The sequence below is a fragment of the Wolbachia endosymbiont (group B) of Cyclophora punctaria genome (assembly GCF_964028235.1).
Classification (GTDB): domain Bacteria; phylum Pseudomonadota; class Alphaproteobacteria; order Rickettsiales; family Anaplasmataceae; genus Wolbachia.
Map to the genome: position 1 here is coordinate 722,576 of NZ_OZ034749.1, position 25,170 is coordinate 747,745.

The following is a 25,170-nucleotide window of genomic DNA, read 5'->3' on the forward strand; positions in this document are numbered from 1 at the left end:
GTATTACTTTTTAACCTTATTAATTCATTATACTTTCATATTGTTTATTATTATTTCCTATTATTATTTATTATTAGTATATATATATGTATAGTATTATTTACATATTATAATAATATATAAGATTTTCGGAAAGTGGAAAGCTAGCTACTGTGGCAGGTTTTAGGGTGATCTGATTTATTAAGTCTTTTGGAACTGGAAAGATAAAATCTTATAGATATTGAATGAATAAAAATAAGGAATTTCAATAGTTTAGGTGTATTATATTTTTGTTTCTTTATTTTGAAATTTTGCCGGAAATCACGGAAACTATAAAACTCAGATCGGCTTAACCAAAGTAATGAAACACATCAAGCTTGCCTATAGTTGCGGAATTTGTATTCCCAATTTGGCTTAAATGCTTTTTGTATGACCCATTTTTCAAATAAAAGTTTTTTCAAGTCTGTAATCCTCTTAAAACCCTAAAAACCTTTTATTATAGCAGATTTATGCTGTCACAGAAGCATGGCTGTAAACTGTTTTTAAAGACTATTAGCAACTTTGAATTTCCCTGCACCTAGCTTAAATTTACCTTCACCCCTTGCAAAAGGACCAGTTGGAACATCAAGCCACTTATCTTCTTTTGAATCTGCAGCCATACCTTTTACTACCCTATTGTCATTTAGTAAACTCTGTACTAAACGTTCAAGTTTATGTCTGCTAACATTATGAAACATAGGTGGTAATTTATGACGTTGTTTGAAAATTCCAGGACCACCTGTATGCGTAAATGGATGGCCTTCGTGGGCTGAAAGTTTAATGTAGTGAATAAGTATATTTTTTAACTCTTTATCAGAGGACTTAATAGCATTAATTTGTTCAGATATGTCTTCTAGCAAGCCTGTTGGTGAACGCAAATAAGTTCTTACACTTCTGTCTGCTGCCCCATTGGACTTAACCACTGCTCCCTGATAAATTGTACTATGAGTTCTTTCAAGCTTTAGTGTATTACACACTGAATTTTGATGTTCTACTGGTGCAGGCCATAATGCAAAAGAGCATCTAACTCCATCAACAAGTGCAGTTGTACCTCTTATTGCATCTCTTGCTTGTTCTACGGTTGTAATTGATCCACATTTAGGTTTTCTCATATGATGTGCAGCAATTACAGTAGCTCCTGTTTCAGTTGCTAAACTTGCAAGCAATCCTGTTGAATATCACCCAAGTTCTGGATCTGAATTTATATCAGCATGGACAAACGATACTAATGGATCAAAAATAATCAATTTTAAATTTTCAATCGCATTTAATTGTTCACTAATACCTTCAAATTTTTCTGAAGTTTCAGGACATTTACCACGCGTATTGGTTTTTATTATAGAAAATGGTCCTCCTGTGTTTGGCATAGGTACAATAAATACACGATCCTGGTACTTTGCTCTATTACCTTCAGGATCAAGACGTTCTAAGCGACGATGTATCTCATCTGCATCATCTTCTGCTGAAAAAATTACCACTGATCCGTGCTCTTTTACAAGCGAACCAAAACCACAGATCTGATCTATATCACTTGCAACTTTGAGAGCTAAATCAAGTAGCAGCATTCCTTTGCCTGTATCTCCCATAGCAGCTATTATTGAAGTAACGCCTAAAGGAAATAACCCTTCAACTAGGAATCTTTGTGTTGGTACTTCACCTAAATAACGGCTGAGATTCCAATCTAAAATATTGAATTGAGCATTTTTCTTTAACCTCCTTTCAATAAACTCAGAAGCTCTTATTCCTTCTAACACACAATCAGCAGCATCCCAGCCTTTTGGTTTATTTTGTGGAATATTAAGAACAATAAGTGATGCAACTCCGATCTCTAAAAGCTTTTTTTTAACATTTTCAGCATACTTTTTACCTGGTTCATCATTATCTGGCCAAATAATAATATTTTTACCTTTAAGTGGAGTCCAATCTGTTTTCTCAATAAGTGCATTTGCTCCAGACATTGCTGTTGTTGCTGTAATACCTTGTTTTATCAGAGCTTCTGCACATTTTTCTCCTTCAACCAGAATAACTTTATCAGACTTTAAGATTTCTGGAATGTTGTATAGAGGCCTTACTTCTGGTGCAGTAAAAATAGATTTTTTCACATCAAAAGGACGATATTCTTTTCCTTCGGGAAGATCATAACGGTTGACTATGACAATAACTTGATTGTTTTCATCGTAGTAGTTCCAACTGCATGTTAAAAATTGTTCTAGATATTCGATACTTTTATATTTCCTAGCATGTTTTTTTCCAAGCCACTCAGCTATAGAAGCCATTACTTCAGGAAACTCTATTCTTGTACTTTTTCTATTTACTCCCGCCCAAAGGTCGATAATGTCACCACCTTCTCCTGTTGCAAAATCATGCCATAGGCCAGCTTCACTGCCACTTAATTCTACTACTAGACTCTTGCCTTTATCACCTTGTATATTGCCTACATAAAACTTATCACCACGAAAAATCCCTCTTGGTAATAGGTATGAAAGACAAGATCTGATATTTAGTAAAAGTTGATCTTTTAGCTGTTCTTTCTCTTCTGATAATTTAGAACTTCCATTTTTTTTGGAAGGCACAGTATTAAAATCACAATAGATATCCATAAAATCTCCAATATGTTTAAAGTTTAGAAATTTGGTTAAGCTGTAGCTATCCAGCGTCCGTTAACCATATTTATGAATTTTGTTGGTATTGGTTTGCCGTTTTTAAGTTCGTACATCAATTGCAGAGTATTCCTTTCTGGCCTAAATATCATTATTCCAGATGTATATAAACTTCTTAAAACATTAGCACCACTCAATGCTTGAAATGGATTCTTTTTTAACGTGGTTGTTGACACTTTTTTGGTGTAATGTGTAACTATTACTCCAGCCATAGGATTAGTGATAGAGCGTAGTTCATCAATACTATTTTGCAGAAAAGAGATCATACTCCTATAATCAAAAAGAGAGTCTATCACTATAAGATCAACTGTTTTTACATCGAGATTTTCCGACATAATTTCTTTTATTTTTTCCACATTCAAAGTTAACTGTACTTTTTTAGTAATAACTAAGTTTTCTGTTCCTTCATCAAGGATTTTCTTGCTGATTCTTAGCTTCTGTAAGCGCTCTCTTATGTAATCATATTCCATTTCATTCTGTAGATAGAATATCTTAAGTGGCTTTGCAGGCTTCATACCAAGAAATGATACTCCAGCAGCTAAATGTACTAACATGGAAAGTAGAAAATTACTTTTCCCTATTTTTGGAGTTCCACCTATGACCAAAAGACCACTTGGAGTTAGAATTCTTGGGCCTATTATATCTTTTGGCATTGGTGATTTATCATTTAAGTAATGCCTTGCTAAAAACGATGTAATTTTATGTTCTGTTGTGTTTTCTTTAGTATTTAACCACTTCTTAGTGGAATTTATATCACCTTTCACTAAAGTCCAAAGATCAATGATATCACCACTGATTCCTTTAGTAAAATTACGCCAATTTCCAGCTTCTTTACCCACTATTTTAACTGTAATCGTATCCCCATCACAATTGCCAACATAAGTCCTCTCTCGATAAAAATTACCGTTTGGAATTAGGTAAGGTACACACTTCTTAATATTATCAATCAATAATCCTTTTATTTCCTTTCTCTGCATAAAACCCCCATACATACTCTTCATACGTTTAGAGCTGAGATTAGCTAGCTCACAAACAGTTTCAAAAGACTCTGAATCAAACCATTTTATTGCTTCTTTCTTTAGCTCTAGATTTTTTCCTGCTGCATCTTTGATAGCTCTCTCAATTACAGCAATCCAGAGCTTCTCTTCGTCGTACTTCAAAATGGCAACCAATCAACTTCAGATTGTTCTGGAGTAATAACAGTAGCAATCTTGTTTTTTTCTCCATACCGATCAGATTCAATACCAACTTTTGCAGTAAACTCTAACCCGTTAAAATCAGCTATAGAGTTGATTTTTCTAGCAGTAACCGCTTTCTCTGAAGTGTCATGTGCATGAATATTTCGTGCTGACTCCAAAATGCTTCTAAGCATAGAACGACCAGATTCTCCCCAAGTATCTTCTCCTTCAACGCTTGCTTTGCCACTTTTAATACCAATTACTTGAAAAATCTTACGTTTTGCATATTGACCTTCAGTGACGGTAAATTCAGCGTTTAAATAGATGCTGCCGGTAGCATAGCTTTTAGTGAACCAATTTTCATAACCTCCAGGCTTTATTACCATTTTTACCTTGACTATTGTACCTTTCGGTATTAAATTGCTCTGCAGTTTTGCGTTATTAAAATCAGTTAAAAAATCTGTTAGCATATTGTTCCCTATAAATTAAGTAAAAAAAAGAATCAACTCCATTGGTCTACAACCTTCCAATGACCATTTATCTTATCGACAAGCTTGCTTGCCACACGTTCACCATTTCGCAGCTCAAACACTATTTGACGGGTAGTGCTTTCTTCATCATGAGCAAACATCACCATGCCAGTGCTATAAAATCCACGTAAAGATCCAGCACCGCTTAGGCCTTGAAATGGATCTTCTTCCAGCATCTTTTTGGACAGTTTTTTTGTGTGGTGAGTGAGGATTATACCTGCATCTGGATTAATAATGTTCCTCAGTCTTTCAAGCGTTTTTTGCAAAAAGAATAGCATAGCGCTGTTGTCATTTTCATTGCCATATTCACTTGAGTTAAAAATGTTACGAAGAGGATCGATTGCAATAATATCAGGTTTAAAACGCTCTTTAATAACATTTTTAATTTCATCTATTTCTTCACTGCTGAAAGATAATTGTACTCTTGGTGTAATGATTAAGTTATTGGCAGCTATATTCAAAAGTTCGTTATCCAGTTGAAGTTGTTGCAAACGTTCTTTCATATATTCATATTCAATTTCAGTTTGCAGATAGAAAATTTTCATAGGTTTGCTTGGAGTCATACCCAAAAATGAAACTCCAGCTGCCATATGAATAAGCCAAGAGATCAAAAAGTCACTTTTGCCAATTTTAGGTGGGCCACCCAGTACCAATAGACCTCTTTTTGTCAAAATTCTTGGTGAGATTATATCTTCTGGTATTGGCGTTTGATCACTTAAATACTCCTTTACGCTGAAAAAAGGAATTTTTTGACCGATATTGAAAAAGCTTTGTTCCATATTACTCCTTTTAAAATTAGGCAACAGAAGCCAAGGTTTTGGCTTTAATTTTCGCAAGTAATCTACCAAGATGCGGTTCTTCAACCATGTTAAGACAACCACTTCGATCTTTAGCAGGGTATCCCCAAGAATTAATCGTCTGACAGACAAATGAACGAACTGACCTTACCCAGAAAAAGTAGACAGAAAGTTAAGACGTTTTTGAAGTAAAATAAAACGTTTTTTCAAAGAGGTGTGGTATGACAAAAAGAAAAGAATATACAGCAGAATTCAAAATTGAAGCTATAAGACTAGTAAAAGAAACAGGTCAATCATCAGCAAAAATAGCAAGAGATTTGGGTATTAGCGGTGATTCATTAAGCAGATGGGTAAAAACATACAATGATAGAATGTCTGGAGTAGATGCGTTTCCAGGAAAAGGGAAAGTAGCTCATTGTGACAAAGAAAAGTTTTATTTAAAGAAAGAGCTGGCAAGAGTAACGAGGGAAAGAGACATTTTAAAAAAAGCCCTGGGATATTTTGCAAACCAAAAAGAGTAAAATATTCTTTTATAAAAGAACATGAAAACTGCTATAAAATACGGGAATTATGCAGATTTTTGAACGTATCTGCTTGTGGTTATTATAAATGGATTACTAAGGAAAAAAACAACAAAAAATCAATAAGAGAAGAGCTCATACAAGATATTCAGAAGGTATATCGAGCATCACAATGCAGATACGGAGCTCCTAAAATTCACGCTGAATTAAAGGCTTTAGGTAAAAATTATAACATCAAAACAGTGCAAAATGTTATGCAGAAAAATGGCATTCAAGCTAAGCTTAGACGAAAGTTTAAAAGTAAAAAACCACAAATAGACAATAGAGTTATAACTCCTAACATATTAAATCAGAATTTCATCGCTGATCAACCTAACAAGATATGGGTAACTGATATTACGTACATAAAAACTAATGAAGGATGGTTATATTTGGCAGCAATAATAGATTTATATTCACGCATGGTGATTGGCTGGTCAATGAGTAATGCAGTAAATAGGCAATTAGTTATAGATGCGTTATTCATGGCTATTGGTAGGCGCAAATCTGCTAAAAATCTACTATTTCATAGCGATCAAGGATCGCAATACACCTCTAAAAATTATCAATTTTTACTAAGTACAAAAAATATTACTTCTAGTATGAGTCACAAAGGTTGTTGTTATGATAATGCTGTTTCAGAGAGCTTTTTTAGTTCACTTAAGAGAGAGTTACTCATTGATACTTCACAACACTCTGCACAACAAGCTAAAACCGCAATATTTGAATATATAGAAATTTTTTATAATAAACAGCGTAGACATTCTACTATTAACTATTGCATTCCTGAGCTTTTTGATTCATCATTCTCATAGCAAAAACGTCTTAACTTTCTGTCTACTTTTTCTGGGTAAGGTCACCCTTCCACTTTAGTTTGTTTGGCAATGCTCGTGTAATGCTCTATGAATTTGCTATACTGATTCTCAAAAAAATCACTTATATCCTGAGGAGTACCGCTCAATTTTCCTCGCCACTCTTTGTTTTTTGTGTCAAGCAAGAGCATTGGATAGAGCATCACCTTATAACCTCTGCTATGCAGCTCTTCTATATATCTTATTAGTGCTGCATCGCTAACTGTACCACCATATCTTGGATTGCCATGATTATCTTTTGAAATGAGCTGGGCATTATCCCTGGTTATATTTCCTACTTGCCAATCATCAGGCACTATAGCAGAATCGTCTTGAAATTCAACTGCAGGATATATTTTACAATCTTTGATATTCAAACTGCTTGCAAACCAATTAACCACTACCGATGCCCATTCAACATTTGGTAAACTTTCCTTCAATTGGTCCAAAGAAAGCATAGCATCGCTCTTTTTTGTGTGATTATTGTGATTTACTCTTTGTGCCGGTCCATAGGGAATATATTGACTACTGCTTATTTTTTCTCGTGCAATTTTCTTCTGTATTTTCGTATCATACACAAACTCCCCTGAACCTGGTATGATATTGATATTTTTAATGTTTTCTGCTACTGAGAATCCACTGAGCTTCAGTGCAGTTTGCACTTCAAATGTAAACACCGGAACACGATTACTATAGTCTGCCAAAGGAAAATTTTTGATGACTATGTAAGATATTCCTCTATAACCCCAGTTATGGATTAGAAAACAGATAAAAGTAGAATTAATAAAGAGGGAAATAGGGTAAACTCAAGTATTTTAGCAATAATTTAAGAGGTTACCCATGAAGAAAGATATTACAGAACTTTACTGCTGAGTCGAGGATTTTTGTCGTGTAGTAGATGAAAATTTTGCAAATAAGTTCTTATCAAATGGCAAAAAACCAACCAGAGTACCAGAAATAGCGCACTCAGAAATGCTAACCATAATCCTGTTATACCACCAATCGCCATGTAAAAACTTCAAGGCTTTTTATCTTTGTTACCTTAAGTTACTCTATAGATCAGAATTTTCAAAGATGCCTTCATATCACAGATTTATTGCCTTAAAGCCGAGAGTTTTACGGTATTTAGCATTACTTCTTCAATGGTTCTGCGAACAAGCGAAAATGACAGGTACTTCCTACATTGACACTTCTACGATTGCCATTTGCCACAAGAAAAGGATCTCTAGGAACAAAGTTTTTGATGGTTTAGCAGAAATTGGTAAGAGCACGTATGGTTGGTTTTTTGGCTTTAAATTGCACTTGGTGATTAACGAAATTGGAGAAATTCAATCACTTACTCTAACCAAAGGTAACGTTGATGACAGAAAACCTGTGCCAACTATAACTAAAAGACTGACAGGACTTTTGTTCGGAGATAAAGGCTATATCAAGAAGGAGCTCTTTGAGGAACTCTTCGATAGAGGTTTAAAGCTTGTCACTAAAGTGAAAAAAGGCATGAAAAACGCACTAATCTCACTAAAAGAGAAGTCTTTATTGAGAAAAAGGTCGATTATTGAGACAGTCTTTGGTTGTTTAAAAAATAAATTTGAGCTTGAAAATACACGGCACAGATCGCCAATAAATTTTCTGGTACATATTTTTCTACATTAATTTCATATTCCATGCAGTCAAAAAAGCCTTCTATTTCTAAGCCTTACTGTGTTGGTTAATCCATAACTGGGGTTATAAGCTGTACATTCTTCTCACCTTCAATTGATAACATAAACGGATCAGGGTTTTGGTCTTCTCTGCCGTGGTAAAAAGTATAATCTATTTGGTCAAAGCTAAGCGATTTTGTACCCGCCCAGATTCTATTTAATTTTTTCTACTTTCCCCTTGCAAATTGCAATTGCGAGTGTTGCATAGTAGTTATATGTAATATTTATACCTCTTCCTGTTTTATTTTGAGTGGTTATCGCCTCCTCTTTTATTGGCTATGACCAAATAATGTTTCCAGCAACGCGAGCAGTGCCATAGATAATTGGAATTGCTTTGCCATAAGTTGAGGTTTGAACTTGCAGATTTTTCAGCCTCGCCTCATGCGTTATCTTTTGCTCGGCATCAAGACCAAATATTGCATTATCAAGCTGTGCACCAAGCAGAGCACCGAGTTCTGAGCCGACAATCTGGCCAATTGGACCAAAAATACTGCCCGCTTTACTTAAAATTGATGATAAAATTATTGTAGACATAATATTCTCCTTTTTGATAGATTATTTTGAATTTTTGAAAGAAGATCCCAGACTGGGATGAAATTGGGACTTACTATATGGTAGTGTCATGCGACTGGTATCCAGGAAAAAAAGGATGTCATCCGAGTAGCTGACACTGGGATCAATTGTTCTTTATTTCTGGATTCCAGAGTCACGCGCTGGAATGACATTAAATGATTTTTCTTTGAATTTGAGTTATGCAAGCAGCCCCTTTGTTGTCATGCAAGTAGCCCCTTCGATGTCACCCGAGTAGCCCTCTTTCTGTCATCCCAGTGCTTGTGACACTGGGATCCAGCCTTTCTTACCAACAAAAAACTTGGCATAACTTGCGTGCTCAAAAAATTCCTGGATTCCAGCAGGCTTTGTTGCATTACTCTTCGGATAATAGGTAACGTGGAATAAATTCATGAAGCTATCTCAAATTTAGCCATGCCTATATCAGTAAATTTGTTAAGCAAATAACACTTGAGTAGCAGTTCTCTCTCACGATTAACCTCAGATTTGTTTCTAAAACTAAACCCAAATGTTTGCTTCAGTCGCGAGAAAAAACTTTCTATATAAGATCTCTTCCCATAATTTATCTCTTTTTTCCACCTCTTCATACCATCTTCATCATATGACTTTATGAGCTTGATTGTAGAATTTCTCTCATCCATATAATCCAACTTTGGATGCTCTATTGCATTATTTTGCGGAGGAATCCTTGTCTTTATGTCAAGCTCATCGCACAGTTTGTATAACTTCTTTCGATTATATGCCCTGTCTGCATATAGTGTGCTTATATTATATTTAACATCAATCCTTGCAATAAGATCACATGCTCCATAGTGGTCAGAATAAACTCCGCCACTGTATTTTGCTGCTATAACTTTTTTGCTACCTATCTCTAGCATTACATGCAGTTTTCTTGTTTGCTCATAGCAGCGATACTTTCTATCTGTACCATTTGCCTTGCTATGACCTGGAATATTATTGTAGATCAGTACTATCTATGGCAATCTCAATATCTTCTGTATTATTTTTATCATGTCTTCGATCATTAATTTTGATGTTAAGTTTTTTAAGCCTTCTTGAGGCCTGGGAATAGCTAATAACTTGCAAGTTTTTCCTTACTTGCTCAAGGTACCCTGCTATAAATCCCGCTGTTTGTCTCAGATCTATTCTAAATAAATAAGTTATTATGTGAACCAGAATCACGACCTTATCGCTATAAATATAGTTGCCACCAGCCATTTTTGGACCTTTTTCGTACCAATTTTCTATGGCATCATTGACGTAATAAAAAATATTTCCCCTCTCTTGGAGAAATTTGTTATATTCATGGCAGTTACTGACTCTCATTTTTTGTGGCATATTTTTCTTTAGTAGGTTAAATGCTTGTCTTATAGTGAATTTTGTCAGTAACTGCCAGTTCTTTTTATTTGACCTGTGCAACAAAGCCATTCCAGCATCACGCACTGGAATGACAAGAAAAAGAGTACTGGCATGACATTAAATGATTTTCCTTATTTTAGCATTAAACGCGATGAAGAAAATCATTTATAATCGCTATAGCAACTAGTGTTGAAACCTGACGTACCTTTTGGCTTGACAAACGAGAGTTTTTATCTGATTTGACAACAAGGGCTTCTAGATGACTTTGAAAGTAAATATTACTATGCTTATCTTCGATAGCTTCTATTAACCCGTCATTGGCAAATGCTGCAATTTTATATCCAAGTAGCTCTAGCCTTCTTCTATTCTCTGTAGTATTACTTACTGTACCTGAATGAGCATTCGGAAAATAAGTTGAAAACCAGCCATTTTGATTAGGTAGTAAAAATCTAGCTACCACTTTTTCCAAACTACTACCTGGAACAATTTTTATCTGCTGAAGAGGTATATTCTCTTTTTGTGGATAGGATGCTGATTTTAAATGATTCTTCTCATCATTAACAACATTTGTTATTTCAATTTCTTTTGCATGCATAATGTCTTGTAAACCACCGCATATGGTAAGCAAATGAATTGTAGGATTGTCATCTACTATTTTTACAATTGCTTCATTCACAAGCTGGCGGTAAGGTTTAAGAGCTGAATGAAAGTTATCTGAAATAAATATTCTGTTTATCTTTTGCTCTTTGATAAATTTTGCAACTTCAACCTTTATTCGATCTAGTATCAGCTTTTTTGCCAATATTTCATCTTGTTTTGCGAACTCTTCTTGGATTTCTTTTAGATTAATTATTTTGTCGTAGTCAATAAATATAGTTTTAACCCCAAAATTATTGAATATCTCATAGATATTTTGAGATTCATCTGTTTGCAATAAACCAACAATTATATTGTAATTTACTGCATTTTCCGCTGTCAAAGCAGATAATTCTTTGTTTACTTTTTCACTATAAGCGATATTACTTAATAGTAGAAATGTAATTAACAGTATATTAAATATTCTATTGTAACATTTAGACATTATTTCCTAAATAATTGTATTAATATTATAATATATTATAGAACATTAAGAAAAAGAATGTGGCCTGAGCAGGAATCGAACCAGCGACACAAGGATTTTCAGTCCTTTGCTCTACCAACTGAGCTATCAGGCCAACTACGTACTTTTATTTTTAGACAAAAAACGTTATTATGTCCATCAAAAGTTTTTGAAGTATAGAAACAAAAAATGAACATTAATAACAAAATAGGAATTTATCCTGGTACGTTTGATCCTATAACTTTTGGGCACCTTGACATAATAAAAAGAGCATGTAAGCTAGTCGATAAGTTGATAGTTGGTGTTGCAGAAAATGTTAACAAACATACTACCTTTAACATAAAGCTACGCACAAGCATGGCTGAAAATGAAGTTAAAGGAGCAGAAATTAATGCAGATGTTATATCTTTTAATGGGTTGCTCGTGAAGTTTGCCAAAGAGCAAAATGCCTCTGTTATTATCAGAGGACTGAGGGCAGTATCAGATTTTGATTATGAATTTCAAATGAGTTGGGTAAATTATAAGCTCTCCCATGAAATCGAAACCATATTTCTTCCTGCATCTGAAGATACTCAATTTATCTCATCAAGTTTTGTGAAAGAAATAGCGAGATTAGGAGAAGATGTTAGCAGCTTTGTATCACAAAATGTCCAAACCGAATTGATTAATCTAAATAGGGTAAAAAATGGAGAATAAGTATTTATTGTCTTTTTTATTCCCAAACGAGTATGTTCGATGTATAAAATACTATAAATTAAAGGAGCGAAATGTCAGAAGTGAGGGATAATAATCTAATAGTTTGCTGCCGTGGTGATGAGAATGATGATGGTTCTGGTCATCCAGTAGTATATTTACATAAAGAAGGAGAAATGTATTGTCCTTATTGCAGTAAGCCCATGAGTGAAATAGTAAACTCCGAAGAATTTCAATCTGTTGAGGTGAAAGCATTGAATAAAAAGGAAAGGACCAAAGGTTAATAGCACTTCATTCTTTAGCTTATGTAAATAGCAATAAAGGGGGCAGTAAAGATGAAACTGTCCATACGGTCAAGTACTCCTCCATGGCCAGGTATTATACCTCCACTATCTTTAACATTGTAAACTCTTTTTATGAGTGATTCAGTAAAGTCTCCAAGTTGGGCTAGAATAGCAATTGTAAAGCCAATTATTGGGGAATAGAAAATTGGAAATAAACTCAAAAATATTGAGCCAAAAATTGTACAAAATACTCCAGCTAAAACTGCACCTAAAAGCCCTGACCAAGTCTTTCCAGGACTAATAATTGGGCAAATTTTAGCACCACCAAAGTTTTTACCAAATAGGTAAGCGGTAATATCGATGCTCCAAATGGTTAAGATAAGCCATATTAATTCATATTTTCCCTGTGGTAGATTATATAAGTATATCAGCGATGCATTTGGTAGTGCAATGAGTAGTAATGCAAAAATGTATAAGATTCTATTGCCTTTAGTTAGGTTATACCATTCAAAAGAAGATAGAACCGCAATTGAAAAAATTAGTAGATAAAATGATAAATCACTGAAATATGTAGCAAAAGAAAATATCAGTAATATTACTATTGAAGACAGTGTTCTCACCATAAAATTATTATCTACCATATTTTTTCTCTCTCTTTGTATAATCTGCTAATGCTTTACTCAAATCTTGACAAGAAAAATCAGGCCACAAAGTATCACAAAAATACAATTCAGCATAAGCTGCTTGCCATAGTAAAAAATTGCTTAACCTTTTCTCGCCACCAGTGCGAATTAATAAATCCAGTTTTGGTAAATCTTTAGTATACAGAAATTTTTCAAATTCCTCTTCCAATACGCAATCAATATTTCCTTTTATGACGTTGTTGATAGCATGTATAATTTCCTGCTTTGCTCCATAACTAACTGCAACAGTGAGTAATAGACCATCGTTCTTATGTGTCACTTCTTCTGCTTTTTTGATTTGATCGAATATTTTACTGGGCAATAGACTTAAATTGCCAATAAAATTTAACTTAATGTTACAATTGTAAATGAATTTCATTTTATCTTCATTAGTTAAAGTGGAGTAAAATAAATTAAATAGGTAGTCTGTTTCGTTTTCAGACCTGAGCCAATTTTCCATGGAAAATGCATACAAAGTTAAGTAAGGTATGGCCAGGACTGTGCAATGCTTAGCAATATCAAATGCAACCTCACTGCCTTTTCTATAGCCATCAATTTTTACCCTTCCTTGATTGTTTGCCCACCTACCATTACCATCCATAATAATTGCTAGATGTTTTGGCAGAGATTCTAGATTCAACATTTGAATTCAACCTGTTCTAATTAGCTTGATTTCTATATCTCTGTATGAAACGTTCACTATATCCACCTAAAACTATATTATTACTGAAAAATCATTGATAGTCTATATTACAAAAATTTTCTCAACCTCGGTGTCAGCTGCCAGTGATTTTACCAAGAAAATATAGTAAAAATAGTCTGATATAGATGGTTTTACGATATAGTAAAATTATTATAAATAAATGAATTTGGTGTTATTAGAAATACCTAGCTCTTTTATGTGGATTGATATTCTCAATAACCTGCTCTAAAGATAAATTATATAATTTTGACACAGGTTCTTTGCATTCAATATATCTTTCAAATGTAAGGAATGGTACAAGTGAATTTATATTTATGTCCTGCTCTTGAGGAAGATCTTTACCGCCTAAGAAAATCCCTGGGAAAGGATATTGAGTATATATGCTCAGCTCTTGGGGAACATATTTAATTATATCTTCGTAAATACGTTCCTTGTTGTTCAAATAATCGATATTAATATCTGTAATTTTACCAGCTTTACGCAGGAGTATAGCAAGCCTCAAAGTCGACTTTACGCTAGGTTTAAAATTTTTAAATATATTGACAAATACCTTACCAGTAACATTATCTGTTATTGCTTTTAGCTCTTTAGTGGTAACAGAATTGATCTTCTCAACAGCATTTTGATCTTTTAGTAGTGTTATAATCCTTTTGTCATTCAAGCTTGCATTATCAAGTAGAAGTCGAAATTTTTCAGTATCAATAGAATCGATAAAATTCCGACTTTTTAGTAAATCCATAACCATGGAGCGATCAAATTTACTACTACTAGATATAAGTTCAAGTTTTTCAAGATCGATAGAATTGACTCGAACGAATAGACTCTGATCTTTTAGTATTTCTCTAACATCTGTAGAATCAAACTTAATGCTTTTGCATATAATTTTTAATCTATTACCATCAATAGAATGGAGTTGAGGTAATGAAGTCTTTAGTATTGCTACAATCTCTTTATCTGTAAAAAAATAATCACTTTTCATGATACTCACTTTACTTTCATCAAGAGAATTGATTTGATCAAATAAACTCTGATCTTTCAGTAAATTCATAATATATCCTTGATCAGAATACTTAAATATTAAGTCAAATATTTTACGATTCATCGAATTGATGCGTTCAACAACTTCCTGATTTTTTAGTAATTCTATAATAATGGTATAATCAAATTTCCTAAATACGGATTTAGATTTTCTAGGATCAATCAAATCGATAAGCTTAACAAATTCTCGGTCTTTTAGTACTTTTATAATATATTCACTACTAAACCTATCACTTTTAACTATGTATTTAAGCAGTTCTTCACTAATAATATTGATGTTCTTAGCAACTTTCTTATTTTTTAGTAATTCTACAATAATATTAATATCATCAAACTTACCACTATTAAGTATGAGTTGAAATCTTTCAGGAGCAATCGAATTGATGCGTTCAAGAATTTCCTGATCTTCCAGTAATTTTATGATATCTTTAAGACTAAATTTATCATTCTCAATTATATATTTCAACGTTTCTTTATCAATAAGATCGATGTTCCTAGCAGCATTTTGACTTTCTAGTAATCCTATAATACTGGTACCATTAAACTTACCACTATTAAGTATGAGTTGAAATCTTTCAGGAGCAACCGAATTGATGCGTTCAAGAATTTCCTTGTTTTCTAATAATTTTGTAACATCTTCATCACTAAGCTTACCACTTTCAAATATACATTTTAGTATTTCTTCATTAAGATAAAACTGAACATCATCAACACGTTTTTCATTAGTTCCTTTATCTCCTAATGCTTCTTTCGCGAAGTTATTCGGATCATTTTTTTCATCTTCCTCGTAATAATAATTATCATAATATCCATAATCTTCTTCATTCTCCTCACTATCACTACTTTCGAATTCATTGTTGATATTGCAAACCTTCCCACCTTTTAGTATTTCTAGAATATTGTGCTCCGCAGGTGCATCATTTAGCATGGACCTAAACATTTCATCATCATAATCGTTGATGTGATTAACAATGCTCTCATCTAATAGTAATTCTTCAATACCTTTGTGACTAAACTTATTATGATACTTGCATAAGATTTTAAGCTTACTGTAATCCATTGAATTGATGCCATCAACAACTCTTTGATTTGATAGTAATTCTCTGTTATAAGTCTTACATATCAGTTGAAGTTTTTCGTTATATAAGTCTTCTGCATTGCCTGCCTTATCAAAATCCATAATCTTATTTCAATTTACTTAGTATTTTAATTTTGCATGTATTAGGAGGAAATAATCAAGCATTATGATAAAAGGCCTAATGAATTTATTAGTTTATTTATGTTTCTTTTCATGTATAAATTTATAGAAAGTTTTATGTAGAAGTTATTTTATGAGCAAAATTATAGAAATCAGAGCGCCAAAAACTCTTGGTGGTGAATCAGTTACGGAAGGTATAGTAAAAATAAAGAAAAATATCGGCGAAGCAGTAAAAGTAGATGACTTGATCTTTGAAATTGAAACTGATAAAACGGCGCTAGAACTAACTGCAGAAGCTTCAGGACAAATAACTGAATTTTTTGTGAAAGAGGATGATGTAATTAGCTCTGATCAATTACTGGCAAAACTTGCTGTAGGAGAAGTAAAAGAAGAAGTGAAAAAAGAAGATAAAGGCGAAAGCGCTGATAAAAAAGATGCCCCTTCAGCTCGTAAAATTATGGAAGAAAATGCAATTAGTGCAGAAAATGTAAAAGGAACTGGCATGGGAGGCAGAATAACTAAAGCGGATGTGATAGACCATATGAGTAAAGCTGAACAACCTCCGGTAAAACAATATGAATCGCCAAAAAGTGTAGTAAGTGGAGAGAGAAGAGAAGAGCGAGTGAAAATGAGCAAAATAAGGCAAGTAATAGCTGCTCGTTTGAAAGCATCGCAAAATACTGCTGCAATACTGACCACGTTCAATGAAATTGACATGAAAAACGTCATGGATCTGAGGGCAAAGTATAAAGAAACTTTTGAAAAGAAATATGGAATAAAACTGGGTTTCATGTCGTTTTTTATAAAGGCAGCAGTGCAAGCACTAAAAGAAATTCGTGAGATTAACGCTGAGATTTCAGGTGATGAAATTGTATATAAAAATTACTATGACATAGGTGTTGCTGTTGGCACTGACAAAGGTCTTGTTGTACCAGTTATTCGTGATGCTGATCAAATGTCATTTGCTGAAATTGAACTAACTTTAGTTGCTCTTGGCAAAAAAGCACGAGAAGGTAAGCTGCAAGTATCGGAAATGGAAGGTGCAACATTTACTATCTCAAACGGTGGTGTGTATGGTTCACTTCTTTCTACTCCGATAATAAACCCTCCGCAATCTGGAATACTTGGCATGCACTCAATACAAAATAGACCAGTTGCTGTGAGTAGCTCAATTGAAATCAGACCTATGATGTACATTGCCCTCTCTTACGACCACAGAATAGTTGATGGTAAAGGAGCAGTTACTTTCCTTGTTAAAATAAAAAATTACATAGAAGATCCAAATAGATTGGTTTTGGAAGTTTAAACAAGTTAAAAACGGCAGGTAAGTTTTTCTGAAGTTTTCAAGGTGGGTGTTACAGCTGTGCAAACATTTGTTTATAAAGGTAACTTATACAAAAAATGGTCAGTGCTTACTGTACGAGCATTGTGATTTAGGCCTAAAAAATGCGAGTAGCCCATTTGGTGTTATCCAAGTAGCTGACACTTGGGATCCAAATTGCAAGTAATGCATTAGGTTGGGTGAGTATAGGTCTTGCGTTATAGAATGGTGATGTCATTCCAGTGCTTGACACTGGAATCCAGAAAAATTTACAAGCAAACTAAGCTTATGCTAAATTTGATGAGATAAAATGAAAAACTGGATTCCAGTGTCAAGCACTGGAATGACATCATTTACTATGTGCCATATTGCAATGTTTGTAAAGTTGTGTGTGTGGTCCACCAAAAGGGTGTCAGCTACTTGCATGACACTATCTGCTATTTTTCCTTGTCTGAATGAATACAAAACGGTTTTTGGTTACTCACGAAATAGATTTGTCCATTTTGCTCTTATTATTTAAAACGCTTTTGTGCCAAATATGTCAAAATTTTTATTTGACATATGTTAAAAACATTCTAAGGTAAGGCTATTTATAGAATAAGGGGGTATATAATGTTAAGTAATTCTTCTAAAGAAAAAAACTCTGAGGTTGTTCAAGGAATACCTGGACCAGTGTCAAGTGATAAATGGAATAGGACTTTCAATTTTCCTCCGAATAATAGGGTGAGAGCAGATGATCATCCATTTTTAGGTACCAAGCATGACCGCAAAATTGAATATTTAGATTGTGATGATGAAGAGTCAAAAAGGCGAATTCTTGCTGATAGCTCTTCTTATAATTCAGAAAATGAAAATCACGGTAAATATCTAAAAGGCAAGATTATTGATGAAACTAAGCAAGAAATTGCTCAACACATAGAAAACAGTGATGTAGAATCTGTACAGCTTAGAGTGAGAAGTCCAATTAGAACTATGTTGACTGCAAGAATTGTGCTGAATGATAATAAAGGAAAAATAAACATTAGTAATATTTTAACTAATGATTTTTTTGAAAGCAATAGGATAACGGCGGTTACATTGTTGCTACCTGGAGATGAAAAAAGAGGAATGCGTGGACGAGTTGATGAGCATGGAGTAAGAATTTATGAAGTAGCTAATGGCTTGTAATAGTTTAGACTTGATCTGACAGGCATGAATTATCTGACAGAAGAATTGACAAAGTCAAAACCGATATCAGCATCCTGTTTAATGCTATCAATATTTTTCTGATAAGCAATATGCATACTATCAAAAAAGGTTTGCATAGGCATAGCAATATTTACCTGAATGTGGTCTAGATCTATTGTAAGAATGCACCCAATGGTCTACGTCTAACTGAAGTTCTGCCAAAGAGGTGTAAATTTTCTTTCTAAAGATAATATTGTAACATTCATCTTGCATAGTTCTATGGAACCTTTCACATATGCCATTAGTCTGTGGAGAACGAGCTTTGGTTCGAGAATGATCAATATTTTCTACCCCTAAATATAGCTGGTAAACGTGATTTTCAGGTCTGCCACAATACTCTGTACCACGATCCGTCAAAACACGTAGCAATGATACTTTCTGTTCATCAAAGAACGGTACTATGACCTTACCCAGAAAAAGTAGACAGAAAGTTAAGACGTTTTTGCTATGAGAATGATGAATCAAAAAGCTCAGGAATGCAATAGTTAATAGTAGAATGTCTACGCTGTTTATTATAAAAAATTTCTATATATTCAAATATTGCGGTTTTAGCTTGTTGTGCAGAGTGTTGTGAAGTATCAATGAGTAACTCTCTCTTAAGTGAACTAAAAAAGCTCTCTGAAACAGCATTATCATAACAACAACCTTTGTGACTCATACTAGAAGTAATATTTTTTGTACTTAGTAAAAATTGATAATTTTTAGAGGTGTATTGCGATCCTTGATCGCTATGAAATAGTAGATTTTTAGCAGATTTGCGCCTACCAATAGCCATGAATAACGCATCTATAACTAATTGCCTATTTACTGCATTACTCATTGACCAGCCAATCACCATGCGTGAATATAAATCTATTATTGCTGCCAAATATAACCATCCTTCATTAGTTTTTATGTACGTAATATCAGTTACCCATATCTTGTTAGGTTGATCAGCGATGAAATTCTGATTTAATATGTTAGGAGTTATAACTCTATTGTCTATTTGTGGTTTTTTACTTTTAAACTTTCGTCTAAGCTTAGCTTGAATGCCATTTTTCTGCATAACATTTTGCACTGTTTTGATGTTATAATTTTTACCTAAAGCCTTTAATTCAGCGTGAATTTTAGGAGCTCCGTATCTGCATTGTGATGCTCGATATACCTTCTGAATATCTTGTATGAGCTCTTCTCTTATTGATTTTTTGTTGTTTTTTTCCTTAGTAATCCATTTATAATAACCACAAGCAGATACGTTCAAAAATCTGCATAATTCCCGTATTTTATAGCAGTTTTCATGTTCTTTTATAAAAGAATATTTTACTCTTTTTGGTTTGCAAAATATCCCAGGGCTTTTTTTAAAATGTCTCTTTCCCTCGTTACTCTTGCCAGCTCTTTCTTTAAATAAAACTTTTCTTTGTCACAATGAGCTACTTTCCCTTTTCCTGGAAACGCATCTACTCCAGACATTCTATCATTGTATGTTTTTACCCATCTGCTTAATGAATCACCGCTAATACCCAAATCTCTTGCTATTTTTGCTGATGATTGACCTGTTTCTTTTACTAGTCTTATAGCTTCAATTTTGAATTCTGCTGTATATTCTTTTCTTTTTGTCATACCACACCTCTTTGAAAAAACGTTTTATTTTACTTCAAAAACGTCTTAACTTTCTGTCTACTTTTTCTGGGTAAGGTCAAAGTGATAAAAAGTGGTGAAGTATGGGCTGGCAGGCCAGCACAATTCTTCAAAAAAATGTCAAATGAAGAAATAAAACATATTACACAATCTGCACAAAATTATATCATGCTGATGAAAGAATATAAGGCTATATGCTAGGTTGAGAAATCTTCAGCTCTGATGAACATTCTACGTTAACTACTTCAAAAGTTTCTTCAACTATATAATGCTTATCAATATAAGGCTCAATCACTTTTTCAACTCTAGTTTGCTTATCAATACGCTGATTAATAAAACTACCTCTGACTATAATATCCTTTATTGGCCAGTTTGTTTCTGTTGGAGTACCTGATGATTTAGCTGCAAGTTTTATCAGTTCTGATGTTAGAAAAAGAGATATAGTATTGTTTGAGTTAAGAGAGAAATTTACATGACTCCTGCAGTATTCAAGCGATTTGCCCACTGGATAATCTGGTATTTCACCTACAACCTTTCTTATTAGCCAATTGCACTCTTTGGTAAGTATGCTTGCTTCTTTTGGAACTTGTAGCGGTATTATAATATCATTGCTAATTCTATTTTCTTCTTGAGAAAAAAGTTCGGTGTAAGCTCCTTTTTTACTGTGTTTCTCAAAATACTTAGGAAAATAAATATTGAGATATTCAGAGTGTAATTCTATTCGATTTTTCTGATCATTTTCTAAGACAAACGTATATTTATCACCATTTTGCTTAAGTTCGCATAACTTAAATTTACTAAGGTCAGAGTCTGGAAATGGCTTTTCAATTTCAAAAGCAAGTGTAAGAGTGTGCGTTGTGTGATCAAATTCATTTTTTTCTTGTAGACCATCTTGTAGACTATAGTACTTATTTTTTTCATATTCCTTTTTTTCTCTATTAGCATTAACTTCCTGTTCATTAAAACTTTCAACAGCATAAAAAAATTCTTCTTCATCTAGCTCTTCTCCTGTTAGAGCATCCTCAAACACATCCTGTTCATCCTCTAAATCAATCTCATTACCTTTCGTTTCTATTTTATTCTCTATACTTATTTTTTTTGTATGGTCATTTCCATTGCTAGCAGTTGTTTGATGATGTGTATCGTTAGTTTGAAAAAAGCTCTTTACTTTTGATATTAAGCTAATCCATGAAAGTCTGACTTGATTAAGTAGCCATTTAAAACTCTTCATTGTTTTACCTCAACCTAATTAGTAAAAATTGTAACAGAATAAATTAAATATGTCAATAAGATACACAAATTGTACTAACTGGGAATTAGTGGCAGCACTTAACATCTGTGTAAATTTTGACATAGGCGTTTTCTGCATTTTAACCAAATCAGTAAGGAGGACACCATTGATATTCTCCTTTTAGAAGCAACTTGAATAAAACTGATAAAGTTTGAATTAAAGTGTGATTAGGAAAGTGAGTGATGAGAACTCTTTATTTGGACTTCTTTTGATTCATCTATTTTAGTATTAGGTCTTAGTGCTTCATATGTAGCACCACCAGCTACGAGTGCAGATGCTGTAGCTATGCCAATTATTGCTAATATACTTAGTCTAGTTGTATGTTCAAGTATAGTACTTGCTACCAGCCCAACAGCAAGACCAACACCAATAACAGCAGTGTACAACATTCTAGGATTATTTGAATTAGGCATATAGCTCACTAACTCTCTGCAACACTTTTCTGATTCTTTCTTTATGTCCTCGAGCTTATTTAGATCTTCTTTTTCTATTTTAGCATTTAATTCTAGTTTCTTACATAATTCTTGCATTTCTTTTACTTGTTTTTCTAATTTTTTAAAAAAATTTATTATTTTTGTTCCTTGTAATTTTATTATTGTTTCCTTAAGTAGTAACGTTGATATTGGCATTGCTATTTCTTCTATCTCTTTTTCTGTTTTCCTTTCCAATTCCACTACTTTTTCTATTCCTTCTTCTGATATTTTAGTGTCTTTTTTTAGTTCTATTTCAAACTTTCTTTTTTTCAACTCTGATTTTGCTTCTTCTAATGATTCTAATACATTCCATAGCTTTTCACCAGAATTCTGGCTCCGTTTTGGTGACATATACTGACTGCCTTTGAACTTTTTTGGTGATATGGGCTGATTTTTACCATCTTTAAGCTTTTTTGAGTTTTCACCAGCACTTACTTTAGCCATAATAAACCTCACATATTAAATAATGCTATTACATAATATCTTTAAAGCTCAATGTCAAATAGTATCTTTACATAATATAACTCATAAACAGAAAATTTTAGTATAAAATGCCATATTTACTTTGTGCTATGGTTTGAGGTAGAATAACAACTTGCTTCAAATATGGAAAGGCAGTACAACTCTATAATCAAGTTACTGAACTCTCATTTACTCCTCTTTTTTTGTAAAACAATCTACAATTTATTAGAAGATCTTCAGATAGACGTTGATCATTGGTTGCGTTTTTACAGTGAGACAAGACCTCATTCTAGTAAATATTGTTATGGCGATGTAGACTTTCCTGAATAGAAAACATATTGCTTTTTAGAAAAATATTAGTAGCATTACATTAAGAAACTGATATTAGTTTTCAATTTTTCTGTTAGTTAATTCTTGCTTGCTAGGTTAAGTTGTCTCTGGTAACCATAATGGCAAATCTTGTTAATTTGAGGCGTGGATTTTAGCCTCTCTCATCCTTACATTAGTTACATATTCTTTCGCAGAGGGCTAATGATAGCAATGAATTTATTAGTAAAATTCAGTAATTTATAACTGACAATTAGAGCTGTTAATTAGCAACTCACTTTAAATAGGTTACTCAACTGTGACAGATTTAGCTAAATTTCTCGGACAATCTACATCTAACCCTTTTTTTTCTGCAATAGAATAAGCAAGAAATTGCATAGCAACACTGTAGATAATTGGAGAAACAAAATTGTCAACTTCTGGAAGTTGCACCACATCTATGCAAATTCCCTTTAAGAGCGGTGCTCCTTGCTTATCACTAAAGGCAATTACTTTACCTTTTCTTGCAATAATCTCTTGTATATTGGATAGCGTTTTAAAGAATAAATTATCGTAAGGAATAATTGCGATAACAAGTACAGTAGAGTCTATCAAAGCGATAGAACCGTGCTTCATTTCTCCCGCTGCAATACCAATTGTGTTGATATATGAAAGCTCTTTTATCTTCAATGCACCTTCCATTGCAACTCCATATGAGCTTCCTCTCCCAATTATAATTATATTATTGTGCTCTAATATACTGCCTGATATATGTTGTATTTCCATCACATTCAAAACATGCTCAACATGTTCGGGAATAGAATTAATAGCACCGCTTAGTTCCTTTATCCTCTCTCTACCCAGTATACCTTTTATTTTTCCAAGTTCTACAGCAAAGCATGCTAAAATTGCAAGCTGCGTAGAAAAGGTTTTTGTCGAAGCAACACCAATCTCAGGTCCAGCAAGAGTATGCAATATAATATCTGAGGCTTTTTCTATGCTGCTATTAAATGTATTAATTATGCTAATGATCATTTGTTTCTGCAATCTCGCATAACGTAGTGCTTCCATAGTATCTGCAGTTTCACCAGATTGAGAAATGAATAAGCCAATACTACCTTCTTCGAGCTTGACGCTGCTATACCTAAATTCTGACGAGATTTCTAGATATACCCGAATTTGAGCAATACTTTCCAGCCAACACTTTGCTATTAGTCCAGCAAAATAGGATGAACCGCATCCAACTATAGTAATGTAACCTAGTTCAGAAAATAATTCTTTGTTGATTTCTTTATATTGTTTATAAAATTGATTTATTGTTTTGTTTAATGCATATGGTTGCTCAAAAATTTCTTTTAGCATAAAGCTAGGGTAACCATTTTTACTAATTAGAAAATTTCTTGGACTGCTATTTTCTGTTCTACGTTTAACTTGTGTACCATTATTATATATACTAAATTCGTTAGATTTTATTACTGCAATATCATTATCTTCTAAATGCAATATTTTTTCTACAAATGAACTCAAAGCATTAGTATCAGAGGCAGCAAATACTTTATTACAGTTATATCCTATTGCTAAAGGCAAATTTCTTTTTGCAACAAATAAAGTATCTGGATATTCTGCAAATAATAAAGCCAAAGCAAGTGAACCTTGTAAATTGTTTAGACACTGTAATATAGAATCAACTGGTGACAATCCTTCATTAAGATATGCAGTTAATATGTTTGGTATTACTTCTGTATCAGTGTCGGTATGAAAAGATACTCCCTTTTCCTCCAGATCCTTTTTTAATATATTGTAATTTTCAATCATGCCATTATGAGCAACAACAACATTATTTATATAAATGGGATGAGCATTTTTAAGATTTGGAACTCCATGTGTAGCCCAACGAGTATGTGCTATACCAACTTTGCTACTAGATATCTTGCTCTCATGAACAACTTCACATAATCTTTCAACTTTACCTTCTGATTTTTTGACTTCTATCTTACCTCTATTATTTATAATTGCTATACCTGAAGAGTCATACCCTCTGTATTCCAATTTTTGCAACGCGGTTAGTAAAGTTGGTATTACTGAATCACCGCTACTTACTATACCTAGTATTCCACACACTTCGTAAATTATGAAGCATTTTTGTCTTTTTTACTTTCCTCTAGTTTATTTTTCTTGCCATTCTTTTCAACTTTGCTTTTTTCAATAGATTTAGCTACTGGCTTTTGAATTTCTTTATTTAAGATTTCAGATATAGCAGACTTTAGGATTTTTATTTCAATTTTTGGTGCTATTTCTAGTATTAGTTGTGCATTTACTTCGTCAACTTTGTTTACTTCACCTATTATTCCACTAGAAGTAATAACCGTATCACCACGTTTTATTTGATCTATCATCCTTCTATGTTCTTTTAGTTTTTTGTGATTGGGGCGAATAATGAGAAAATAAAATACTACAAATATTAAAATGAGTGGAATAAAGCTAGCAACAGATGCTGATACATTGTTAGTCGCATCTGCCGCAAAAACCTCAGAAATAAACATATTTAATCC

Annotated in this window: 23 protein-coding genes, 1 tRNA gene and 5 pseudogenes; 9 read left to right on the forward strand and 20 right to left on the reverse strand. The window is 33.2% G+C overall.

The annotated features are described in order from the left end of the window. Window positions 1–521 precede the first annotated feature (521 nt). From ABWU33_RS03445 to ABWU33_RS03460, 4 genes and pseudogenes are all read right to left on the reverse strand, one after another. Window positions 522–2,618, reverse strand: a pseudogene (locus ABWU33_RS03445) (AAA family ATPase). 35 nt (window positions 2,619–2,653) lie between these two features. Continuing rightward, on the reverse strand, window positions 2,654–3,838 hold the full coding sequence (locus ABWU33_RS03450) for an AAA family ATPase (protein ID WP_353281010.1): 1,185 nt from the start codon (window positions 3,836–3,838) through the stop codon (window positions 2,654–2,656). Further along, window positions 3,835–4,326: a hypothetical protein gene (locus tag ABWU33_RS03455; protein ID WP_353281012.1), complete on the reverse strand. Its 492-nt coding sequence runs from the start codon at window positions 4,324–4,326 to the stop codon at window positions 3,835–3,837. Before ABWU33_RS03455 ends, ABWU33_RS03450 begins: the two co-directional genes overlap by 4 nt. 32 nt (window positions 4,327–4,358) lie before the next feature. Beyond that, window positions 4,359–5,165 carry a helicase RepA family protein gene (locus ABWU33_RS03460; RefSeq protein WP_262986572.1) on the reverse strand — a complete coding sequence of 269 codons (807 nt, stop codon included), beginning with the start codon at window positions 5,163–5,165 and terminating at the stop codon, window positions 4,359–4,361. Window positions 5,166–5,404: 239 nt separating this feature from the next. On the opposite strand from ABWU33_RS03460, the gene ABWU33_RS03465 reads away from it, so the two are divergent. Both ABWU33_RS03465 and ABWU33_RS03470 read left to right on the forward strand, forming a co-directional pair. Further along, the gene (locus ABWU33_RS03465; RefSeq protein ID WP_353280344.1) at window positions 5,405–5,704 is read left to right on the forward strand and encodes a transposase; all 300 of its coding nucleotides are present in this window, start codon (window positions 5,405–5,407) and stop codon (window positions 5,702–5,704) included. After that, window positions 5,680–6,558, forward strand: coding sequence for an IS3 family transposase (locus ABWU33_RS03470; RefSeq protein WP_353273672.1), 879 nt, complete (start codon window positions 5,680–5,682; stop codon window positions 6,556–6,558). Before ABWU33_RS03465 ends, ABWU33_RS03470 begins: the two co-directional genes overlap by 25 nt. A gap of 41 nt (window positions 6,559–6,599) precedes the next feature. Here the strand turns inward: ABWU33_RS03470 and ABWU33_RS03475 are convergent, their stop codons facing one another. Continuing rightward, window positions 6,600–7,298 (reverse strand): glycoside hydrolase family 113, encoded by a 699-nt coding sequence (locus ABWU33_RS03475; RefSeq protein WP_353281014.1) that lies wholly within the window; start codon window positions 7,296–7,298, stop codon window positions 6,600–6,602. Window positions 7,299–7,566: 268 nt separating this feature from the next. Here ABWU33_RS03475 and ABWU33_RS03480 point away from each other — a divergent pair. Then, window positions 7,567–8,306: pseudogene (locus ABWU33_RS03480) on the forward strand (IS982 family transposase). A 264-nt stretch (window positions 8,307–8,570) separates the two neighbouring features. Here ABWU33_RS03480 and ABWU33_RS03485 read toward each other — a convergent pair. The 5 genes from ABWU33_RS03485 to ABWU33_RS03505 all read right to left on the reverse strand — a co-directional run bounded on the left by ABWU33_RS03485 (window position 8,571) and on the right by ABWU33_RS03505 (window position 11,437). Beyond that, window positions 8,571–8,828, reverse strand: a complete 258-nt coding sequence (locus ABWU33_RS03485) for a hypothetical protein (RefSeq protein ID WP_250120408.1) — start codon at window positions 8,826–8,828, stop codon at window positions 8,571–8,573. Window positions 8,829–9,253: 425 nt separating this feature from the next. Next, window positions 9,254–9,742, reverse strand: coding sequence for a transposase (locus tag ABWU33_RS03490; protein ID WP_246433088.1), 489 nt, complete (start codon window positions 9,740–9,742; stop codon window positions 9,254–9,256). Between the two features lie 76 nt (window positions 9,743–9,818). Further along, the gene (locus tag ABWU33_RS03495) at window positions 9,819–10,307 is read right to left on the reverse strand and encodes a transposase (RefSeq protein ID WP_246433222.1); all 489 of its coding nucleotides are present in this window, start codon (window positions 10,305–10,307) and stop codon (window positions 9,819–9,821) included. 58 nt (window positions 10,308–10,365) lie between these two features. After that, window positions 10,366–11,304 carry a gamma-glutamyl-gamma-aminobutyrate hydrolase family protein gene (locus tag ABWU33_RS03500; protein ID WP_211908358.1) on the reverse strand — a complete coding sequence of 313 codons (939 nt, stop codon included), beginning with the start codon at window positions 11,302–11,304 and terminating at the stop codon, window positions 10,366–10,368. Between the two features lie 60 nt (window positions 11,305–11,364). Further along, a tRNA-Phe gene (locus ABWU33_RS03505) sits at window positions 11,365–11,437 on the reverse strand. A 74-nt stretch (window positions 11,438–11,511) separates the two neighbouring features. On the opposite strand from ABWU33_RS03505, the gene coaD reads away from it, so the two are divergent. Together coaD and ABWU33_RS03515 are read left to right on the forward strand one after the other, a co-directional pair. Next, window positions 11,512–12,018: a pantetheine-phosphate adenylyltransferase gene (gene coaD / locus ABWU33_RS03510; protein WP_015587724.1), complete on the forward strand. Its 507-nt coding sequence runs from the start codon at window positions 11,512–11,514 to the stop codon at window positions 12,016–12,018. Window positions 12,019–12,089: 71 nt separating this feature from the next. Beyond that, window positions 12,090–12,299, forward strand: a complete 210-nt coding sequence (locus tag ABWU33_RS03515) for a zinc-finger domain-containing protein (RefSeq protein WP_211908360.1) — start codon at window positions 12,090–12,092, stop codon at window positions 12,297–12,299. 14 nt (window positions 12,300–12,313) lie between these two features. Here ABWU33_RS03515 and ABWU33_RS03520 read toward each other — a convergent pair whose 3' ends face one another. The 3 genes from ABWU33_RS03520 to ABWU33_RS03530 all read right to left on the reverse strand — a co-directional run bounded on the left by ABWU33_RS03520 (window position 12,314) and on the right by ABWU33_RS03530 (window position 15,903). Then, complete coding sequence (locus ABWU33_RS03520) at window positions 12,314–12,940, reverse strand: phosphatidate cytidylyltransferase (RefSeq protein WP_250120409.1); 627 nt, start codon at window positions 12,938–12,940, stop codon at window positions 12,314–12,316. Next, entirely contained in the window at window positions 12,930–13,625 is a 696-nt protein-coding gene (uppS, locus tag ABWU33_RS03525) for a polyprenyl diphosphate synthase (RefSeq protein ID WP_211908364.1), read from the reverse strand. The genes ABWU33_RS03520 and uppS overlap by 11 nt, the downstream gene beginning before the upstream one ends. 235 nt (window positions 13,626–13,860) lie before the next feature. Continuing rightward, entirely contained in the window at window positions 13,861–15,903 is a 2,043-nt protein-coding gene (locus ABWU33_RS03530; protein WP_353281018.1) for a hypothetical protein, read from the reverse strand. A gap of 151 nt (window positions 15,904–16,054) precedes the next feature. On the opposite strand from ABWU33_RS03530, the gene odhB reads away from it, so the two are divergent. After that, complete coding sequence (gene odhB, locus ABWU33_RS03535) at window positions 16,055–17,227, forward strand: 2-oxoglutarate dehydrogenase complex dihydrolipoyllysine-residue succinyltransferase (RefSeq protein WP_211908367.1); 1,173 nt, start codon at window positions 16,055–16,057, stop codon at window positions 17,225–17,227. Between the two features lie 627 nt (window positions 17,228–17,854). Beyond that, window positions 17,855–18,409 (forward strand): hypothetical protein, encoded by a 555-nt coding sequence (locus tag ABWU33_RS03540; protein ID WP_353281019.1) that lies wholly within the window; start codon window positions 17,855–17,857, stop codon window positions 18,407–18,409. Between the two features lie 29 nt (window positions 18,410–18,438). On the opposite strand, the pseudogene ABWU33_RS03545 reads toward ABWU33_RS03540, so the two are convergent. The 3 genes and pseudogenes from ABWU33_RS03545 to ABWU33_RS03555 form a co-directional block, all read right to left on the reverse strand. After that, window positions 18,439–18,871: pseudogene (locus ABWU33_RS03545) on the reverse strand (integrase core domain-containing protein); the annotation flags it as partial. Window positions 18,872–18,914: 43 nt separating this feature from the next. Further along, window positions 18,915–19,793, reverse strand: coding sequence for an IS3 family transposase (locus tag ABWU33_RS03550; RefSeq protein WP_353273672.1), 879 nt, complete (start codon window positions 19,791–19,793; stop codon window positions 18,915–18,917). Beyond that, entirely contained in the window at window positions 19,769–20,068 is a 300-nt protein-coding gene (locus ABWU33_RS03555) for a transposase (RefSeq protein WP_353280344.1), read from the reverse strand. The genes ABWU33_RS03550 and ABWU33_RS03555 overlap by 25 nt, the downstream gene beginning before the upstream one ends. Window positions 20,069–20,146: 78 nt before the next feature. Between ABWU33_RS03555 and ABWU33_RS03560 the strand changes: the two are divergent. Continuing rightward, window positions 20,147–20,287: pseudogene (locus ABWU33_RS03560) on the forward strand (gamma carbonic anhydrase family protein); the annotation flags it as partial. Here the strand turns inward: ABWU33_RS03560 and ABWU33_RS03565 are convergent. After that, window positions 20,277–21,317, reverse strand: a complete 1,041-nt coding sequence (locus ABWU33_RS03565; RefSeq protein ID WP_250120327.1) for a hypothetical protein — start codon at window positions 21,315–21,317, stop codon at window positions 20,277–20,279. The pseudogene ABWU33_RS03560 and the gene ABWU33_RS03565 overlap by 11 nt on opposite strands. Before the next feature lie 227 nt (window positions 21,318–21,544). Further along, window positions 21,545–22,294: a hypothetical protein gene (locus ABWU33_RS03570; protein ID WP_211907927.1), complete on the reverse strand. Its 750-nt coding sequence runs from the start codon at window positions 22,292–22,294 to the stop codon at window positions 21,545–21,547. A gap of 213 nt (window positions 22,295–22,507) precedes the next feature. Between ABWU33_RS03570 and ABWU33_RS03575 the strand changes: the two are divergent. Next, window positions 22,508–22,661: pseudogene (locus ABWU33_RS03575) on the forward strand (IS481 family transposase); the annotation flags it as partial. A gap of 266 nt (window positions 22,662–22,927) precedes the next feature. Here ABWU33_RS03575 and glmS read toward each other — a convergent pair. Together glmS and yajC are read right to left on the reverse strand one after the other, a co-directional pair. Beyond that, window positions 22,928–24,739 carry a glutamine--fructose-6-phosphate transaminase (isomerizing) gene (glmS, locus tag ABWU33_RS03580; RefSeq protein WP_211907929.1) on the reverse strand — a complete coding sequence of 604 codons (1,812 nt, stop codon included), beginning with the start codon at window positions 24,737–24,739 and terminating at the stop codon, window positions 22,928–22,930. Window positions 24,740–24,747: 8 nt separating this feature from the next. After that, window positions 24,748–25,161, reverse strand: a complete 414-nt coding sequence (gene yajC, locus ABWU33_RS03585; protein WP_006012489.1) for a preprotein translocase subunit YajC — start codon at window positions 25,159–25,161, stop codon at window positions 24,748–24,750. Window positions 25,162–25,170: the final 9 nt, after the last annotated feature.

Excerpts from the sequence above, each read along its gene's own strand:
- ABWU33_RS03485 (WP_250120408.1), bottom strand. The coding sequence starts at position 8,828 with ATGTCTACAATAATTTTATCATCAATTTTAAGTAAAGCGGGCAGTATT.
- ABWU33_RS03465 (WP_353280344.1), top strand. The coding sequence starts at position 5,405 with ATGACAAAAAGAAAAGAATATACAGCAGAATTCAAAATTGAAGCTATA.
- yajC (WP_006012489.1), bottom strand. The coding sequence starts at position 25,161 with ATGTTTATTTCTGAGGTTTTTGCGGCAGATGCGACTAACAATGTATCA.
- ABWU33_RS03515 (WP_211908360.1), top strand. The coding sequence starts at position 12,090 with ATGTCAGAAGTGAGGGATAATAATCTAATAGTTTGCTGCCGTGGTGAT.
- ABWU33_RS03520 (WP_250120409.1), bottom strand. The coding sequence starts at position 12,940 with ATGGTAGATAATAATTTTATGGTGAGAACACTGTCTTCAATAGTAATA.
- ABWU33_RS03500 (WP_211908358.1), bottom strand. The coding sequence starts at position 11,304 with ATGTCTAAATGTTACAATAGAATATTTAATATACTGTTAATTACATTT.
- ABWU33_RS03460 (WP_262986572.1), bottom strand. The coding sequence starts at position 5,165 with ATGGAACAAAGCTTTTTCAATATCGGTCAAAAAATTCCTTTTTTCAGC.
- ABWU33_RS03555 (WP_353280344.1), bottom strand. The coding sequence starts at position 20,068 with ATGACAAAAAGAAAAGAATATACAGCAGAATTCAAAATTGAAGCTATA.
- ABWU33_RS03490 (WP_246433088.1), bottom strand. The coding sequence starts at position 9,742 with ATGCTAGAGATAGGTAGCAAAAAAGTTATAGCAGCAAAATACAGTGGC.
- coaD (WP_015587724.1), top strand. The coding sequence starts at position 11,512 with ATGAACATTAATAACAAAATAGGAATTTATCCTGGTACGTTTGATCCT.
- odhB (WP_211908367.1), top strand. The coding sequence starts at position 16,055 with ATGAGCAAAATTATAGAAATCAGAGCGCCAAAAACTCTTGGTGGTGAA.
- ABWU33_RS03530 (WP_353281018.1), bottom strand. The coding sequence starts at position 15,903 with ATGGATTTTGATAAGGCAGGCAATGCAGAAGACTTATATAACGAAAAA.
- ABWU33_RS03570 (WP_211907927.1), bottom strand. The coding sequence starts at position 22,294 with ATGGCTAAAGTAAGTGCTGGTGAAAACTCAAAAAAGCTTAAAGATGGT.
- ABWU33_RS03540 (WP_353281019.1), top strand. The coding sequence starts at position 17,855 with ATGTTAAGTAATTCTTCTAAAGAAAAAAACTCTGAGGTTGTTCAAGGA.
- ABWU33_RS03455 (WP_353281012.1), bottom strand. The coding sequence starts at position 4,326 with ATGCTAACAGATTTTTTAACTGATTTTAATAACGCAAAACTGCAGAGC.
- ABWU33_RS03565 (WP_250120327.1), bottom strand. The coding sequence starts at position 21,317 with ATGAAGAGTTTTAAATGGCTACTTAATCAAGTCAGACTTTCATGGATT.
- uppS (WP_211908364.1), bottom strand. The coding sequence starts at position 13,625 with ATGTTGAATCTAGAATCTCTGCCAAAACATCTAGCAATTATTATGGAT.